Origin of the sequence: Providencia sp. PROV033 (genome assembly GCF_028484855.1) — a bacterium.
Taxonomy (GTDB): Bacteria; Pseudomonadota; Gammaproteobacteria; order Enterobacterales; family Enterobacteriaceae; genus Providencia; species Providencia alcalifaciens.
Map to the genome: position 1 here is coordinate 1 of NZ_JAMPSW010000085.1, position 16,147 is coordinate 16,147.

Genomic DNA, 16,147 nt, shown 5'->3' on the forward strand with positions numbered 1-16,147 from the left:
GGCTTCTGCTAGAATCTCTTCAATCATATTTAAAGCAATGGGTGATAAGTAACCATGAAATTTATTTCGTTCAACATTAATGGTCTAAGAGCACGTCCTCATCAACTGGAAGCGATTATCGAAAAGCATCAACCTGAAGTGATCGGGTTACAAGAGACGAAAGTCCATGACGATATGTTCCCTTACGAGGAAGTCAGTAAATTAGGCTACCATGTTTATTATCACGGACAAAAAGCCCACTACGGTGTGGCATTACTGTTAAAAAATGAGCCAATCGCCGTCAGAAAAGGTTTCCCTACTGACGATGAAGAAGCTCAGCGCCGTATTATCATGGCGGATATCCAAACTAATGAAGGTATCCTCACTGTCGTGAATGGCTACTTCCCTCAAGGAGAAAGCCGTGATCACCCAACCAAATTTCCAGCAAAAGAAAAATTTTACCGTGATCTACAAGATTATGTGACATCAACGCAAACTGCAGATTCTCAACTACTCATCATGGGTGATATGAATATCAGCCCAACCGATCTAGATATTGGTATTGGCGATGCCAACCGCAAACGCTGGTTAAAGACAGGTAAATGCTCATTCTTACCTGAAGAGCGTGAATGGTTAGAGAGATTACTGGGTTGGGGGCTTGTAGACACTTACCGTGAACAGCATCCTGATACCACTGACTGTTATTCTTGGTTTGATTATCGCTCCAAGGGTTTTGATGATAACCGAGGACTGCGTATTGACCTTCTGTTAGCGTCTAAAAAGCTCGCAAGCCGTTGTCGTGCCACTGGTATCGATTACGACATTCGTGGAATGGAAAAACCGTCTGACCATGCACCTGTTTGGGCTGAATTTGATCTGACTAAATAAGCTCGACAAAATTATTCGCTTTTAGGGCAGCACGATTTTGTCCTAAAAGCTTTTTACCTTATGCTTTGCACTTGACCGTTTTTTACATCAGTCCTTGGTGTAAGCTAAAATCGATTAACCATCCCACGAGATAAAGTGCAGATAAGCAGCCTCCCGCTGTCGCCACCTTTCCATGACAAACAAATGGCTGCGCCATAAATTCTACTGATAATGCGCTTAATGCCGCCTCTGCATCTCGATGAGTTGTGGCTTGTCGTTTGGGTAATAGATTTAACGCATGAAGAATGAATGCCCCTGCACAAATAGAACCTATATGCTGCCTTGATGGGTTCAAATTGAACGATGACAAAAAGTTAGGGTTAACAAGCGCTTTTGGAACATCTCCTTGTCACTACTAAAACGCTTTTTCAAACTCTTTTAGCGATAAACACGAATTGCCTGATAACACTTATTTTGATGAGGCAGATTTATTTGCTTTACTGGCACCAGAGGCTTTTTTCGAGCTCTTTTTCATTCCTTTTGCATTGGGCGGAGGCGGTAGTTCTCGAAATGCACGAAGATTGGTATATTGTCTCGCTTGCTGAATCAAATTAATCAATGTTTGGCTTAACGGTTGCATAAAATCATCATAGCGCGTTTGCTTTTCACTGATCTGCGTGAGTCTTGATTCCCAATGAGCAGTCATATCAGGTAGTGTCGCCATATCTGGTAAAACGTGGATCAACGCTCGCCCAGCGGGAGATGCATGGATATAGCGCCCTTTTTTAAAGAGAAACTGGCGCTTAAAGAGTAGATCGATAATGCCTGCACGGGTCGCTTCGGTCCCTAAACCATCGGTTTCACGCAATACTTTTTTTAATGCTTTATCTTGTACAAAACGCGCAATACCTGTCATGGCGGATAATAAGGTTGCATCCGTAAATGGTCGTGGAGGTTGGGTCTGTCGTTCGACCACTTCCCCTTTTTCGCATAAAAGATCATCGCCTTTCTTCACAATTGGCAATGGCATCCCATCGTTTTCTGCATCACGTTCTTTGCTGCCTAATACCACACGCCAACCCGCTTCGGCAAGAAAACGGGCTTTCGCATTGAACTTGCCATTTTCGATATCTAAATCGATAGTACATTTGCGATAAACCGCATCAGCCATAAATTGAATAATGTACTGACGAGCAATCAGTTGATAAACATTGCTTTCATTTTCAGTTAAACGCACCGCCGCCGTTTTTGCTGTTGGAATAATCGCATGGTGCGCATCCACTTTTTTGTCATCCCAGCAACGGTTTTTCTTATCGAGTTCAGGTAATTCGAACTCCGTTAATTCGGGTTGGTGTACAGCAATTGCATTCAATACGGCATGGCGCCCAGCAAAATGCTCATCAGGCAGATAGCGACTATCTGAACGTGGATATGTGATAAGTTTATGGGTTTCATACAGTTTTTGGCAAATATCGAGGACCTCTTGAGCACTCAGTCCATATTTTTTGGCAGCTTCAATTTGTAATGCGGATAAAGAAAACGGTAACGGCGCAATTTCAGACTCTTTTTTGTCCTGATATTGCGTGACAATTGCCGGCTTTCCTTCAATACGCGAAATCACATGTTCCGCTAACGGACGGTGGATGAGACGCCCTTCTTCATCTTGAAAATCGATGCAAGATTCACTCGGCTGCCAAATTGCCACAAAACGCTCATCTTTCGGTGTCACAATATGTGCTTTGACTTCAAAAAAATCTTTTGGAATAAAGTTTTCTATTTCTTCATCACGTCTAACGACTAAACCTAAGACGGGTGTTTGAACACGTCCAACAGAAAGCACACCTTGATAGCCACCTCGTTGCCCCAACAACGTATATGCACGGGTCATATTGATCCCATACAGCCAATCAGCACGAGCACGGGCTAATGCAGAGACGCATAACGGAATAAATTCACGGTTTTCACGCAAGCGGTCGATAGCACGCTCAACAGCTTGAGGGTTTAAATCGTTAATTAAGCAACGTTTTACATTTTTACGCTTTTCCGGATCAAGTTTGAAATAATCCAAGACTTCATCCACCAGCAGCTGCCCTTCTCGATCAGGGTCTCCGGCATGAACAACGACGCTCGCTTGCTTCAAGAGAGCATCGATAGTATTTAGTTGCTTGGTTACTGCGGAACGAGGCTTCAACTGCCATTTTTCAGGAATAATGGGCAAGTCTTGCAAATTCCAACGGGCATAGCGCGGATCATAAGCGTCCGGCTCTGCTTGTTCTAAAAGATGTCCAATGCACCATGTGACCATTTGATCATCACCACATTGAATAAAGCCATCCCCTTTACGATGGGGTTTTGGCAGTACATCCGCAATTGCCCGTGCAAGGCTGGGCTTTTCCGCAATAAACAAACGCATAGATTAATCTATCACTTCAATTAAAGGCACATTGTCCTGTGGGGGTAATAATTTCCCGATAGACTGTAACAAAACACCTTGCTGCTGTGCAATGTCTTTAATTTTAGTAACTTCCGATGGTTTAATTGCGATGAGCAAACCACCTGAGGTTTGAGGATCACACAACAATTTGCGTTGCATGTCGCTCATTGGACCAATCAAGTGACCGTAGCTATCAAAGTTACGTTGAGTACCACCCGGTACACAGCCCGCTTCAATATATTTCTCAACATCCGCTAATTTTGGCACCTGACTGAAGGCAATTTGAGCTCGAACGCCTGAACCTTCACAAATTTCACTTAAATGCCCAAGTAAACCAAAACCGGTCACATCCGTCATTGCAGTCACACCGTCTAATGGTGCAACAACCGCGCCGAATTTATTCATCTGACACATAGTTTCCGCAGCAAGATGCTCATGCTCGGGTGCCAAAGCCCCTTTTTTCTCTGCGGTGGTCAACACGCCAATACCAAGCGGTTTAGTTAAAAACAATTCGCAATCTGCACTCGCTGCACTGTTTTTCTTCACATAATCTGTATTTACCACCCCAGTTACCGCCAAACCAAAAATAGGTTCCGGTGCATCAATGGAATGACCGCCAGCTAATGAAATACCCGCATCAGCACATGCTGCACGCCCACCTTCAATCACTTCACGCGCCACTTCAGGTGGCAATTTTGCAATAGGCCAACCTAGAATGGCAATCGCCATAATCGGCTTTCCGCCCATCGCAAAAATATCACTGATCGCATTAGTCGCCGCAATGCGTCCAAATTCAAATGGGTTATCCACGATTGGCATAAAGAAATCTGTGGTACTGATAATACCAATGCCATTACCTAAGTCATAAACCGCCGCGTCATCTTTGGTTTCATTGCCCACTAATAAATGGGGATCATGGAATTTAGCTTGCTCAGTATGCAAAATTTGTTCTAATACTTTAGGTGCGATTTTACATCCACAGCCTGCACCGTGACTGTATTGGGTCAATCTAATTTTTTCTGTCATTGTCTATCTCTTTAGAAATATGTCACAAAACCTGTCATATCAGGTTGCTGAGCTTTTGCAGGTGCCTTTAATTCTGGCGTTCCTAAGTAAAGAAAGCCGACAATATGGTCATTCTCTTCACAGCCTAACCCTTCCCGCACAATCGCATCTTCTGTCCATGAACCTGAACGCCAGATACCGCCAAACCCTTGTGCTAACGCCGCCATCTGCATTGCTTGAACCGTGCAGCTTGCTGCAACAATTTGTTCCCACTGAGGGACTTTTGGGTGATCTTTTACTTTTGCAATGACAGTAATGATAAGAGGTGCACGAAATGGTGCATTGCGCGCTTTTTCTTCCACTTCTGCCCCAAGTTTACCTTCCACTGCGGCTTTTTCGAGCAACTGACTAAAGCGGGCAATTCCTTCATCTTGCATCACAACAAAATGCCATGGCTTTAACGCGCCATGATCCGGTGCTCTCATCCCAGCGGCAAGAATATTTTCGAGTTGTTCGCCTTGCGGCGCAGGTGAGGTTAAACGTGAAGCTGAACGACGGTTCAACAAAAGGGTTAATGCATCCATATTGATCTCCGATTAAGAGTAAGCTGATGTAGTGCACAGCAAAATAGAAATACCATCAGGCTATTGTACAACGCTCGCAATGGTTTTGTTATGAATAATCCTGTATTACATTATTTGGTATCTGTCATCGTTTGATACTGTATAGGATTAAATCTATTGATTAATCTATCTATTAATCAACCATCAAATAAATGATATTCTAAATCATTCGCGTGCCATTTTATGCCGCCAACCTTGATTGATATCCTCACACTGGAGAAAAAATGCGACAACTCTGGGATATTTTCGCCACAGTCTTTAAGTTTAGCTGGCGAATCATTAATTTCATTCGACAATTTATTTTCAACGCAATTTTCTTCGTGTTGTTATTTTTAGTGATCGGTGCCTATTCTCTATTGCAAACGGACAGTAAGCCAGAGAAAAACTATTTTGGTGCACTGGTCGTTGATCTTCAAGGTATCGTTGTTGACCAAGTTTCATCGCCTGATCCTTTTGGTCGTATGAGTCGTGAATTATTAGGTAGCTCTAATAACCTCATGCAAGAAAACTCGCTGTTTGATATCGTCGACACTATTCGTACCGCTGCCAACGATGACCGCATTACAGGTTTAATATTGCGTTTAGATAATTTGGTCAGCGCAGATCAACCCTCTATGGCATACATTGGTAAAGCCATTGAAGAATTTAAAGCCTCCGGAAAATCCGTCTATGCCATGGGCGACAGCTACACCCAAGCTCAATATTATTTAGCAAGCTTCGCCGATGAAATTTACCTTGCGCCTCATGGTACAGTGGGCATTTACGGTTTCTCAACCGATACACTGTATTACAAGTCGTTATTAGAAAAACTGAAAGTCAGTAGCCATATCTTCCGTGTCGGTACCTATAAATCTGCGGTAGAGCCGATGATGCGCGATAATATGTCCCCTGAAGCCCGAGAAGCAAACCTGCTCTGGCTAACCACTCTATGGGATAATTATTTAGGATCAATCGCACAAAACCGCAAAACCCAAGCAGAACACATTTTCCCGGGTGCCGATAAGCTAATTGCCCAACTCCGCCTCGTGAAAGGTGATACCGCACAGTATGCCTTACAACAAAAATTGGTGGATAAGATCTACACCCGAGAGCAAGCTGAGAACGTGTTCTCCAACCAATTTGGTTGGAATAAAGACGATAAAACGTTCAATGGTATCAGCATTTATGATTATTCCACCCAAATCGCCGATACCAGCAACAGCGAAGGTAATATCGCAGTGATTGTGGTACAAGGTGCCATCATGGATGGACCACAAACACCCGGTATTGCTGGTGGAGAAACCCTTGCTGCCCAAATTCGTGATGCGCGATTAAACGACAATATCAAAGCTATCGTATTACGGGTCAATAGCCCAGGAGGAAGCGTCAGCGCCTCTGACTTAATTCGTAATGAATTAGCCGCGGCCCGTGCGGCGAAAAAACCTGTTGTGGTTTCTATGGGGGGTATGGCTGCATCCGGCGGTTATTGGATCTCAACGCCTGCGGACTACATTATTGCCAGCCCAAGCACGCTAACAGGCTCCATTGGTATTTTTGGCGTGATCAACACCTTTGAGAATTCACTCGAATCTATCGGTGTTTACACCGATGGCGTCTCAACTTCACCATTGGCGGGCGTTTCTGTTACTAAAGGGATCAGCCCACAATTTGCTGATATGATGCAAATTACTATCGAAAACGGCTATCAAACCTTTATCGGTTTAGTCGCTCAATCACGCCATAAAACGCCAGAAGAGATAGATAAAATTGCTCAAGGTCGCGTTTGGATTGGGAAAGACGCACTAAAAATAGGTTTAGTTGACCAATTAGGTGATTTTGATGATGCTGTCGCAAAAGCAGCTGAACTAGCGCAAGTGAAATCAGTTGAATTGGATTGGATGCAGCCTGAACTCTCCTTTATGGATCAATTAATCCTTGAAGTGACTAACAATGTTCAAGTCATGATGCCTGACGCATTGCAAGCTTTCCTACCGCCAGCCGCGGTGACGGATATCCGCCGCCAGGCACAGTTTTTCTTGAAAATGAATGATCCGCAAAATCGTTATGCTTTTTGTTTAAACTGCGCGGAAATTAACTAACTGTCGCCCCCTCTATGGTCATCATAGAGGGGATACCTTAAAGGGAAAATACCTAGCGTAAAGCGTTCTTGCCATCACAACAATCTGCAATATATTGTTTTATCCATAGATTATCTCCGGCAAATAAGCCAAAATCCTTATAATCCAAATTATTCACACACAGAACTTCATCTGTCATCGTCAGGTAACAAAATGCAGAAGAAATCGATTTATGTCGTTTATACGGGTGGCACCATCGGTATGCGCCACTCTCCGCAAGGTTATATTCCCGTTTCAGGTCACTTACAAGCCCAGCTAGCGCAAATGCCCGAATTCCATCGCCCTGAAATGCCAACATTTACGATCCGGGAGCATCAACCATTAATCGACTCTTCGGACATCACCCCCGAAGACTGGCAGAATATCGCCGATGACATCAGCGAAAATTATGATAAATATGATGGGTTTGTGATTCTACATGGTACGGATACCATGGCATTTACTGCCTCTGCGCTTTCATTCATGTTCGAAAATCTTAAGAAACCGATCATCGTGACAGGGTCACAGATTCCACTCGAAGCACTACGTTCCGACGGGCAAACCAATCTACTCAATGCACTTTATTTAGCGGCAAACTATCCTATTAATGAAGTCGGTTTATTCTTCAATAATAAATTGTATCGCGGTAACCGCACCGTAAAAGCACATGCTGATGGTTTTGAAGCGTTTACATCACCAAACTGTTCACCTTTGATGGAAGCGGGGATCCACATCCGTACTTTCAATACTTGCCCTGCTCCAATTGGTATTGGTGAACTCAAAACTCATCGTATTACTCCACAGCCGATAGGTGTTGTCACATTATATCCAGGGTTATCGATTGAAATCGTACGTAACATTCTTCAACAACCTGTAAAAGCGCTTATTTTACGTTCTTATGGTGTTGGCAATGCACCGCAACAACCTGAACTCTTGCGGATCCTCCGTGAAGCGACGTCACGCGGCATTATTGTGGTTAATCTCACTCAATGTATTTCAGGTCGCGTGAATATGGAAGGTTATGCTACCGGACATGCGTTAGCAGAATCTGGAGTGATTAGTGGTTTTGATATGACTTTTGAAGCCGCATTGAGTAAATTACATTACTTACTAAGCCAAGATTATACCACTGAGCTTATTCGCGAATTAATGCAAAATAACTTGCGTGGAGAGTTAAGCTACGCCGATGAGTAAGCCATAACCTACTGAGAGAAATGATGAAATCAGCGTTACTGTTAGTCGATTTACAAAATGATTTTTGCACTGGTGGTGCACTTGCGGTTCAACAAAGTGAACAGGTCATTGAAACAGCAAATCGTATGATTGATACTTGCCAAGCGCAAGGAACGACGGTGATCGCCAGCCAAGATTGGCATCCTGAAGATCATCTGAGTTTTGCCGTTAACTCTGGGCACCCTGTCGGTACACTGGGTGAATTAAATGGATTACCGCAAGTTTGGTGGCCCGAACACTGCGTACAAGGTTCTCATGGCGCTGATTTTCATGCTCAACTTAATATCCACGCTATCCAAAAAGTCTTCACTAAAGGCGAAAACCCGCAAGTGGATAGTTACAGTGCTTTTTTCGATAACGACCGTATCAGTCAAACGGAGCTGCATCCATGGCTCCAACAACAGGGAATTCGCCATTTAACCGTTATGGGAATTGCGACCGACTATTGCGTTAAATTTACGGTGTTAGATGCACTGAAATTAGGCTACTGCGTGGATGTTTTAGTTGACGGTTGTCGTGGTGTGAATTTAGCCCCAGAAGATAGTGAACTCGCCTTAGCAGAAATGCAAAATGCGGGCGCCAAGTTGATGAGCTTATCATTTTAAGCTTAAGCTGTTTTATCGTTGTCATTCTCAATTACCGCCCCATCATTCATGGGGCGATATTATACGCTTAGTCGTTTTCTTGCGGTTTCAACGTTGCCAATCTATCCCCTTGAAACAGGGATTTTAATTCTTGCTTACTCTTCATTGTAATTTGACCATCTGTGCCAACAGTCATATGTTCCGCATCATGATTATGGCGAGATTGCCATAACATGACCATCTGCAATGTGTTTTCTTTCTGCTCAGGTGTCAACGGTACGCCATCAGGCCATTTACCTAATTCGACAGCCGTCACTAAGCGCTGATAAATTTCAGGGGTCATCACAGACAGTAGTTGTTCTATTTGTTGTGTATCCATTTCTACGCTCACGTTACGCCTCATAAAACGAATAAAGTGATAATGAAGATTATTTTAATTATATCTCTTTAGCTGAATCGTTACTTCCGAGTGGCAACTCGTGCTTCAGCAAGCTTCAGCAACCTACCCAACGGTCTTTTCGCCCGTTTTGTCATCTGTAAAGCTCAGTGATGCTGAATTAATGCAGTAACGCTGCCCAGTGGGTTGAGGTCCATCAGGAAATACATGGCCAAGGTGAGCGTTACAATGACCACAACGCACTTCAATACGATGCATTCCGTGGGAGAAATCTTCGATAAATTTTATCAAACTTTCATCTATCGGTTGAAAGAAGCTCGGCCAACCACAGCCAGCATCAAATTTTGTCTCAGAAAGGAATAAAGGTGTGCCACAACAGAGACATTCATACACGCCATCTTTACGGTTATGCAATAATTGACCACTAAATGGCGGCTCTGTACCAGCTTCCTGCGTCACATACAGTTGGACTTGGTTAAGCTTTGACAAATCAATAGTTTGCTTATCTTTATTCGACATCGATTACCTACTCTTTTTCAAAAAGGCGCTTGCTGAAGTCAGCATGCCCCTATTTCAAGCAACAAAAACTTAACAACGTTCAGTGAAAAACTATTCTAGACTATTAAGGTTAGAACTTTACGGTTTGATTTGTGATGAGTCTCACATATATCACTGAAGGATGGTTTCATTATGCTGAACAATCCCGATAATACGTGCGGCTGTATTTGCTGCTGAAGTGACTGACAAATATGCAGATAGTGGTTTCAGAATTGATTTTTTTCAATAATTGACACGATTCCGCTTGACGGCTGGCAAGGTTTTGGTAACTTTAAGTACATCTTAATTCACGAAATAAAATAGCTGGTGGAAATACTATGACTATCAAAGTAGGTATTAATGGTTTTGGTCGTATCGGCCGTATCGTTTTCCGTGCTGCACAAGAGCGTTCTGACATCGAAATCGTTGCTATCAACGACCTGCTCGATGCAGAGTACATGGCATACATGTTGAAATACGACTCAACTCACGGTCGTTTCAACGGTACTGTTGAAGTTAAAGATGGTCACTTAGTTGTTAACGGTAAAAAAATCCGTGTTACAGCAGAGAAAGATCCTGCGAACCTGAAATGGAACGAAGTCGGTGTTGATGTTGTTGCTGAAGCAACAGGTATCTTCCTGACTGACGAAACTGCTCGTAAACACATCCAAGCAGGCGCGAAGAAAGTTGTGTTAACTGGTCCTTCTAAAGATGACACTCCAATGTTCGTTATGGGCGTTAACCACAAAGCTTACGCAGGTCAAGAAATCGTTTCTAACGCATCTTGCACAACTAACTGCTTAGCTCCACTGGCTAAAGTTATCAACGACAAATTTGGTATCGTTGAAGGTCTGATGACCACTGTTCACGCAACAACAGCGACTCAAAAAACTGTTGATGGTCCTTCACACAAAGACTGGCGTGGTGGTCGTGGTGCTTCTCAGAACATCATCCCATCTTCAACAGGTGCTGCTAAAGCTGTAGGTAAAGTTATCCCTGAGCTGAACGGTAAACTGACTGGTATGTCTTTCCGTGTTCCAACTCCTAACGTTTCTGTTGTTGACCTGACTGCACGTCTGGCAAAACCAGCAACTTACGCTCAAATCTGTGATGCTATCAAAGAAGCAGCTGAAGGCGAACTGAAAGGCGTTCTGGGTTACACCGAAGATGACGTTGTATCTACCGATTTCAACGGCGAAAAACTGACTTCAGTATTCGATGCTAAAGCAGGTATCGCACTGAACGACAACTTTGTGAAACTGGTTTCTTGGTATGACAACGAAACTGGCTACTCTAACAAAGTTCTAGACCTGATCGCTCACATCTCTAAATAAGAGTTGTTACGCAATTAGTGTGACTGAGCCGCCTTTTTGGCGGCTCTTTTGTATCCTTCGTACACGCAAAATTAAAGTCCAGCTCAATATACTCCAAGCTGCGTCTCCCGCTTCACTCAATGCAACTTGCAGTATCGTGAGTTTGTTATATTGTTATTTCTAGTTACTGCCCTATTTATAGGCGCTGTTCTATTTATAGTCGCTGATTTAGGTCGTGATGATGGACCAACAACCACAGGCGCAAGACAATGCATGATAAAATTTTTGCTTTACCTGTTATCAAACAGCTTTCTCCTTATATTACCCAACGCCAACTTGGTGAGTTGCCACTCATCGTAGTTTCACACCCCAAAGTACGTGGTGCGGTCAGCCTACAAGGTGCCCACTTAATTGACTGGCAACCCGCAGGTCAAAAACCCTGCCTTTGGTTAAGTCCGGAAAGTGCGTTTAAAGAAGGGATTGCCATTCGTGGCGGTATTCCTATTTGCTGGCCATGGTTTGGTCCAGTGAATAGCCCTAGCCATGGTTTTGCCCGTATTTTACCTTGGCAATTTACCGCCCATAACGAACATGATTGTGGCGTGATCCTCACATTCACTCTGACCGACAATGAATACACTCGTAAACTATGGCCGCATGAGTTTACACTGATACTGCGCATGAAGCTTGGTGAAACCTGTGAGCTTGAACTAGAAAGCTATGGGGATTTTGAAGCGACAGCGGCATTGCACAGTTACTTCAATATTAGTGATATTCAAAAAGCCACTGTGTATGGTCTCGGTGGACATTACATTGATAAAGTAGCAGATAGAGAAGCTTACATTTCTGAACCGCTAAAATTTAATAAGCACACCGACCGCATTTATACTGAACCCGAAGAGTACAGTTTATTGCGTGATGATGGCTGGAATCGCACTATTGAGTTGCACCATTATCATCACAGCGATGTTGTGTGCTGGAATCCTTGGGCGGAGCTATCTTGCAGCATGCAGGATATGCCTAATAATGGTTACAAACAGATGGTTTGTGTGGAAACGGCTCGCATTCATATGCCAATGAAATCTGAAGCGCAGAGCCCTTCTCGCCTTTCTCTCGTGATGGTATGCCGTGAAAATAAACCGCAGCCACAGCAAGAATAACTACGCGTAAAATAATCGTAAGAATACATGCAAAAATAAAACCCCAAAACAGCCTAACCATTTTGGGGTTTTTCATTCTATTCCAGCGTATAAATTAGAAGGTGTAAGTCACGCCACTCCACACAATACCAGAATAGGATTTGTTCACCATCGGGCTATCTTTCACTTCGTTAGACAGCTTATCAACACGCCCTAGCGCAAATAATGACCAGCTGTCAGTCATGCGATAGTTAGCTGATAATTCAACATAAGGTGTCCAACTTGAGTTTGGCTGGTAACGCTCTAAACCGCTTTTTGCGGACTCTTTCGAGGTCACTCCAAACTCATAACGGTTTAACTTCGCACTATCCCATTTAATACCAATCCCTGGGGTTAGTGACCAGTTATCGCCTTTAAATGCGTATAGATAAGCTGCTTCAGCACGCATGCCTTCGCTTTCCCATAACATATCGAGAGAACCATTGAAGCGTAATGTTCCCCAATCCGCGTTATGTCTGTAGGTGAAACCACCCATCACAGTGTCACGACGACGATCTAGCTTACGCATATCTGCATTATCGTTATCTTTTGGCTTAAAGAAATGCGGATAGTAATATGCATCTAAAGAAAGTTGGTCTTCTTTATCATTCCACAAGTAGTAACCTACAGCTAATGTGCGGAAGTAGAAATTTTCACTCTCATAATTCACGACGGGAACTGGCGTAATGTAATCGCTAGTTTTGATGCCTTTATAAGGCGTTGCTTGCGCTAATACGGAACCACCAACAGACCAAGTTCCAGCAAAAGCAGCGCTTGAAATCGCACTTAACGCAATGGCAAGTGTGGTCATTTTAACTGTTTTAGACATATTAAATTAAACCCAAATTATTCAAATGAAGTTAATAATAAACGATGAATAACGCAGGAGTATCCCCTACGTTAGTGAGATGGTTCACATTTAAAGCTAAATTGCATTCATTGTCTATCTTTCTCAGCAATGAATATAAGCTAAGCAAATGAAAAGTGATACTTATTCATTAAAAATCAATGGGTACACGACGTGCTAGTGCGCATAATAATTCGTAACCAATTGTACCCGCAGATTGTGCCACATCATCAACGGGTAAATTCTCACCCCATAGTTCTACGGGAGTGCCAATTGTTACTTCAGGGCAATCACTAATATCGATAGTCAGCATGTCCATGGAAACAGCACCTAAGAGTTCACAACGTCGCCCCTGACACCAAACAGGCGTGCCTGTCGGTGCATGGCGTGGATATCCATCCGCATAACCGCAGGCAACCGTTGCAATACGCATTGGTTTTTCTGAGGTGAACTTACTACCATAACCAATGGATTGACCCGCCTCGATATGGTGTATCGCAATAATTTCAGATTGTAAGGTCATTGCCGCTTTTAAATGATATGCGGCAATATCTGCCCACTTACCGCTTGGTGATGCCCCATACAGCACAATACCGGCTCGCACCCAATCATAATGTGTATTTTGATGCCATAACACCGCACCAGAATTTGCAATGCAAGTGGGTAACGATAACGATGAGAAATGTTGAATTTTTTCCAATGGGGCTTGAGTTCCACCGGGTAAATCTGAATTGGCAAAATGGCTCATTAAAGTTACGTTCGCCACATTTGCCATGTGCGTCAGCTGATCCACAATATCGGAATATTCACTCACAGAGAATCCTAGGCGATTCATTCCACTATTCAGTTTAATGTACACAGAGATTGGCTGGCTCAATGTCGCTTGCTCAATTGCAGTTAGCTGCCAACGGCTGTGCACACTGGTAGTCAGCTGATACTGGTCAATAACCATTAAGTCTGCGGCTTGGAAAAAACCTTCTAGCAGCAGAATAGGACCTTGCCACCCTTCTTTTCGCAATAAAACCGCTTCATGCAGATCCAGAACAGCAAAACCGTCTGATGCTTTAAGCCCACGCCATATTCGTTTTATACCATGACCATAACCATCGGCCTTCATTACCGACCAGATCTTAGCCTGACCAATTTTCTGACGTATAACGGCTAAATTATGTTCTAAATTATGAGGATGAATAATTGCACGAATTGGGCGTGGCATTGCTATTCCTTATTATTGACATTTTAAATTGCTCAATTAACGCGCAGGCGATAAATGACCCGTATGGACTAATTTTGTATTAAAACCATCGGTATACCTGAACACAGACAAATCATCCGCAGCGATGTCAGGCGTATTCCCTGAAATTAAATCAGCCAACAATTTGCCAGAGCCGCAAGCCATTGTCCAACCTAAGGTTCCATGCCCCGTATTCAGATATAAATTACTGAATTCTGTTGGTCCAACAATTGGAGTACCATCTGGTGTCATTGGTCGTAATCCTGTCCAAAATTGTGCTTGGCTAATATCTCCACCGCCTTGATATAAATCTTGCACAACCATTTTCAATGTTTCACAGCGTTTTTGTAGGACATCAAGATTAAACCCAACAACCTCAGCCATTCCTCCAACACGAATACGCTGGTCAAATCGTGTAACCGCAATTTTATAGGTTTCATCCAACACAGTAGAAACTGGCGCGCGTAATTCATCAATGATAGGCATCGTCAGTGAATAACCTTTCAGTGGATATACAGGGATTTTTACCAACTGCTGTAACATCTGAGTCGAATATGACCCCATAGCAACCACGTATTGATCTGCCAGCAAAATCTCACCGTTAACCTTAATACCGCTGATTCGTTTGCCATCTGTTAAAATCTGTTCAACATGGCATCCAAAGCGGAAAGTAACTCCGGCTTGTTCTGCCATTTTTGCCAATTTTTTAGTGAATTGCTGGCAATCCCCTGTTTCATCATTAGGTAGGCGCAAGCCCCCAGTGAGTTTATGTTTCACAAATTCTAACGCGGGTTCTGCGGTGACTAACTGTTCTGCGGTAAGCAATTCGTAGGGCACACCCTCTTGCTGTAAAACCGCAATATCATTTGCTGCGTTCTCAAACTGTTTTGCCGTTCTAAATAGCTGCAAAGTGCCGCCTTGACGCCCCTCATAACCAATTCCGGTGTCTGCCCTTAGTTGGCGAATACAATCACGGCTGTATTCAGCAATCCGGACCATACGGCTTTTATTCATAGTGTAGTGCTGCATGTCGCAATTTTTCAGCATTTGCCACATGCAGCGTAATTGGAACAGGCTGCCGTCAGGTCTAATGGCCAAAGGCGCATGTTTTTCAAACATCCATTTTACAGCTTTAAGAGGGATCCCTGGCGCACCCCACGGTGTTGCATAACCCGGTGAGATTTGCCCTGCATTACCTGCGCTAGTTTCTTCTGCAACATCGTTCTGCCTATCAATAACACAGACTTCATGCCCTTCTTGTGCGAGATACCACGCAGTGGTAACACCAATAACGCCAGCACCCAAAACGAGAACTTTCATAGAGCCCCTCAAGAGAACAAAATGGATTTGTTATTAGCATAATATTCTAGTTTTTATTTTCCAATACAGTTGATTAACATTTTTAACAAAAAAGACAATAAAGCTGATTCAGTGGCTTTTAAATTTATAATGTGGCGAATTATTTCAGTTATAAAAATACCAAGAATCCAGTTAAAATCATAAATAATTGAAATTTAATTATTTAATTTAAAAACCAGTAGTCAAAAAAAACAAAATTCAACATTTTCTGCTTTAATTTGAAAATAATATTTTCTATGCCAATTTATCCAAATCTATACCCTATTCATTTAATACCAATAAATGGTGATTTTGTGGATTATTCAACTAAAACAGTTCGTATGATTGATATTTTCTATCTGGAATAAATTCAATAGGTTAAACGAAGAGGCGTAACAAGTTGAGAACGCGGCTTTGCTGGGAAGATAAATGGGGCTCAGTAAAACTCTATTTTTATTAACTCATATTAACAATTGATAGCA

General features: G+C 42.9%; 15 protein-coding genes. 6 read left to right on the top strand and 9 right to left on the bottom strand.

Annotated features, from left to right (window positions below; translation table 11 throughout):
* Positions 1–54 precede the first annotated feature (54 nt).
* Positions 55–867: an exodeoxyribonuclease III gene (gene xthA, locus PSF16_RS13480; protein ID WP_154601007.1), complete on the top strand. Its 813-nt coding sequence runs from the start codon at positions 55–57 to the stop codon at positions 865–867.
* 82 nt (positions 868–949) lie between these two features.
* Here the strand turns inward: xthA and PSF16_RS13485 are convergent, their stop codons facing one another.
* The 4 genes from PSF16_RS13485 to PSF16_RS13500 all read right to left on the bottom strand — a co-directional run bounded on the left by PSF16_RS13485 (position 950) and on the right by PSF16_RS13500 (position 4,869).
* Positions 950–1,201, bottom strand: a complete 252-nt coding sequence (locus PSF16_RS13485; RefSeq protein ID WP_218927357.1) for a DJ-1/PfpI family protein — start codon at positions 1,199–1,201, stop codon at positions 950–952.
* A 114-nt stretch (positions 1,202–1,315) separates the two neighbouring features.
* Positions 1,316–3,259, bottom strand: coding sequence for a DNA topoisomerase III (locus tag PSF16_RS13490; protein ID WP_036965804.1), 1,944 nt, complete (start codon positions 3,257–3,259; stop codon positions 1,316–1,318).
* A gap of 3 nt (positions 3,260–3,262) precedes the next feature.
* The gene (gene selD / locus PSF16_RS13495) at positions 3,263–4,306 is read right to left on the bottom strand and encodes a selenide, water dikinase SelD (protein ID WP_006661658.1); all 1,044 of its coding nucleotides are present in this window, start codon (positions 4,304–4,306) and stop codon (positions 3,263–3,265) included.
* Positions 4,307–4,317: 11 nt separating this feature from the next.
* Positions 4,318–4,869: an NAD(P)H nitroreductase gene (locus tag PSF16_RS13500; RefSeq protein ID WP_036965808.1), complete on the bottom strand. Its 552-nt coding sequence runs from the start codon at positions 4,867–4,869 to the stop codon at positions 4,318–4,320.
* A gap of 263 nt (positions 4,870–5,132) precedes the next feature.
* Here PSF16_RS13500 and sppA point away from each other — a divergent pair, with 263 nt between their 5' ends.
* The 3 genes from sppA to pncA all read left to right on the top strand — a co-directional run bounded on the left by sppA (position 5,133) and on the right by pncA (position 8,842).
* On the top strand, positions 5,133–6,986 hold the full coding sequence (sppA, locus tag PSF16_RS13505; RefSeq protein ID WP_006658756.1) for a signal peptide peptidase SppA: 1,854 nt from the start codon (positions 5,133–5,135) through the stop codon (positions 6,984–6,986).
* A 192-nt stretch (positions 6,987–7,178) separates the two neighbouring features.
* Positions 7,179–8,198, top strand: coding sequence for an asparaginase (gene ansA / locus PSF16_RS13510; RefSeq protein ID WP_006658758.1), 1,020 nt, complete (start codon positions 7,179–7,181; stop codon positions 8,196–8,198).
* Positions 8,199–8,221: 23 nt separating this feature from the next.
* Positions 8,222–8,842 carry a bifunctional nicotinamidase/pyrazinamidase gene (gene pncA / locus PSF16_RS13515; protein WP_006661656.1) on the top strand — a complete coding sequence of 207 codons (621 nt, stop codon included), beginning with the start codon at positions 8,222–8,224 and terminating at the stop codon, positions 8,840–8,842.
* A 67-nt stretch (positions 8,843–8,909) separates the two neighbouring features.
* Here pncA and PSF16_RS13520 read toward each other — a convergent pair whose 3' ends face one another.
* The gene (locus PSF16_RS13520) at positions 8,910–9,200 is read right to left on the bottom strand and encodes a YeaC family protein (RefSeq protein ID WP_006661655.1); all 291 of its coding nucleotides are present in this window, start codon (positions 9,198–9,200) and stop codon (positions 8,910–8,912) included.
* A gap of 123 nt (positions 9,201–9,323) precedes the next feature.
* On the bottom strand, positions 9,324–9,737 hold the full coding sequence (msrB, locus tag PSF16_RS13525; RefSeq protein ID WP_006658761.1) for a peptide-methionine (R)-S-oxide reductase MsrB: 414 nt from the start codon (positions 9,735–9,737) through the stop codon (positions 9,324–9,326).
* A gap of 356 nt (positions 9,738–10,093) precedes the next feature.
* Here msrB and gapA point away from each other — a divergent pair, with 356 nt between their 5' ends.
* Together gapA and PSF16_RS13535 are read left to right on the top strand one after the other, a co-directional pair.
* Positions 10,094–11,089 carry a glyceraldehyde-3-phosphate dehydrogenase gene (gene gapA, locus PSF16_RS13530; protein ID WP_006658762.1) on the top strand — a complete coding sequence of 332 codons (996 nt, stop codon included), beginning with the start codon at positions 10,094–10,096 and terminating at the stop codon, positions 11,087–11,089.
* Between the two features lie 248 nt (positions 11,090–11,337).
* A complete protein-coding gene (locus PSF16_RS13535) occupies positions 11,338–12,228 on the top strand; it encodes a D-hexose-6-phosphate mutarotase (protein ID WP_006661654.1) in 891 nt (296 codons plus the stop codon).
* A gap of 94 nt (positions 12,229–12,322) precedes the next feature.
* Here PSF16_RS13535 and PSF16_RS13540 read toward each other — a convergent pair whose 3' ends face one another.
* The 3 genes from PSF16_RS13540 to PSF16_RS13550 form a co-directional block, all read right to left on the bottom strand.
* Positions 12,323–13,075, bottom strand: a complete 753-nt coding sequence (locus PSF16_RS13540) for a MipA/OmpV family protein (protein ID WP_006661653.1) — start codon at positions 13,073–13,075, stop codon at positions 12,323–12,325.
* Between the two features lie 169 nt (positions 13,076–13,244).
* On the bottom strand, positions 13,245–14,309 hold the full coding sequence (gene alr, locus PSF16_RS13545) for an alanine racemase (RefSeq protein WP_224050245.1): 1,065 nt from the start codon (positions 14,307–14,309) through the stop codon (positions 13,245–13,247).
* Positions 14,310–14,345: 36 nt separating this feature from the next.
* Positions 14,346–15,647, bottom strand: a complete 1,302-nt coding sequence (locus PSF16_RS13550; protein ID WP_272689420.1) for a D-amino acid dehydrogenase — start codon at positions 15,645–15,647, stop codon at positions 14,346–14,348.
* Positions 15,648–16,147: the final 500 nt, after the last annotated feature.

What these genes read in the sequence shown, in the direction of transcription:
- PSF16_RS13500 (WP_036965808.1), bottom strand. Translation starts at nt 4,869, where the DNA reads ATGGATGCATTAACCCTTTTGTTGAACCGTCGTTCAGCTTCACGTTTA.
- PSF16_RS13535 (WP_006661654.1), top strand. Translation starts at nt 11,338, where the DNA reads ATGCATGATAAAATTTTTGCTTTACCTGTTATCAAACAGCTTTCTCCT.
- xthA (WP_154601007.1), top strand. Translation starts at nt 55, where the DNA reads ATGAAATTTATTTCGTTCAACATTAATGGTCTAAGAGCACGTCCTCAT.
- sppA (WP_006658756.1), top strand. Translation starts at nt 5,133, where the DNA reads ATGCGACAACTCTGGGATATTTTCGCCACAGTCTTTAAGTTTAGCTGG.
- PSF16_RS13540 (WP_006661653.1), bottom strand. Translation starts at nt 13,075, where the DNA reads ATGTCTAAAACAGTTAAAATGACCACACTTGCCATTGCGTTAAGTGCG.
- msrB (WP_006658761.1), bottom strand. Translation starts at nt 9,737, where the DNA reads ATGTCGAATAAAGATAAGCAAACTATTGATTTGTCAAAGCTTAACCAA.
- gapA (WP_006658762.1), top strand. Translation starts at nt 10,094, where the DNA reads ATGACTATCAAAGTAGGTATTAATGGTTTTGGTCGTATCGGCCGTATC.
- ansA (WP_006658758.1), top strand. Translation starts at nt 7,179, where the DNA reads ATGCAGAAGAAATCGATTTATGTCGTTTATACGGGTGGCACCATCGGT.
- pncA (WP_006661656.1), top strand. Translation starts at nt 8,222, where the DNA reads ATGAAATCAGCGTTACTGTTAGTCGATTTACAAAATGATTTTTGCACT.
- PSF16_RS13520 (WP_006661655.1), bottom strand. Translation starts at nt 9,200, where the DNA reads ATGGATACACAACAAATAGAACAACTACTGTCTGTGATGACCCCTGAA.
- PSF16_RS13490 (WP_036965804.1), bottom strand. Translation starts at nt 3,259, where the DNA reads ATGCGTTTGTTTATTGCGGAAAAGCCCAGCCTTGCACGGGCAATTGCG.
- selD (WP_006661658.1), bottom strand. Translation starts at nt 4,306, where the DNA reads ATGACAGAAAAAATTAGATTGACCCAATACAGTCACGGTGCAGGCTGT.
- PSF16_RS13550 (WP_272689420.1), bottom strand. Translation starts at nt 15,647, where the DNA reads ATGAAAGTTCTCGTTTTGGGTGCTGGCGTTATTGGTGTTACCACTGCG.
- alr (WP_224050245.1), bottom strand. Translation starts at nt 14,309, where the DNA reads ATGCCACGCCCAATTCGTGCAATTATTCATCCTCATAATTTAGAACAT.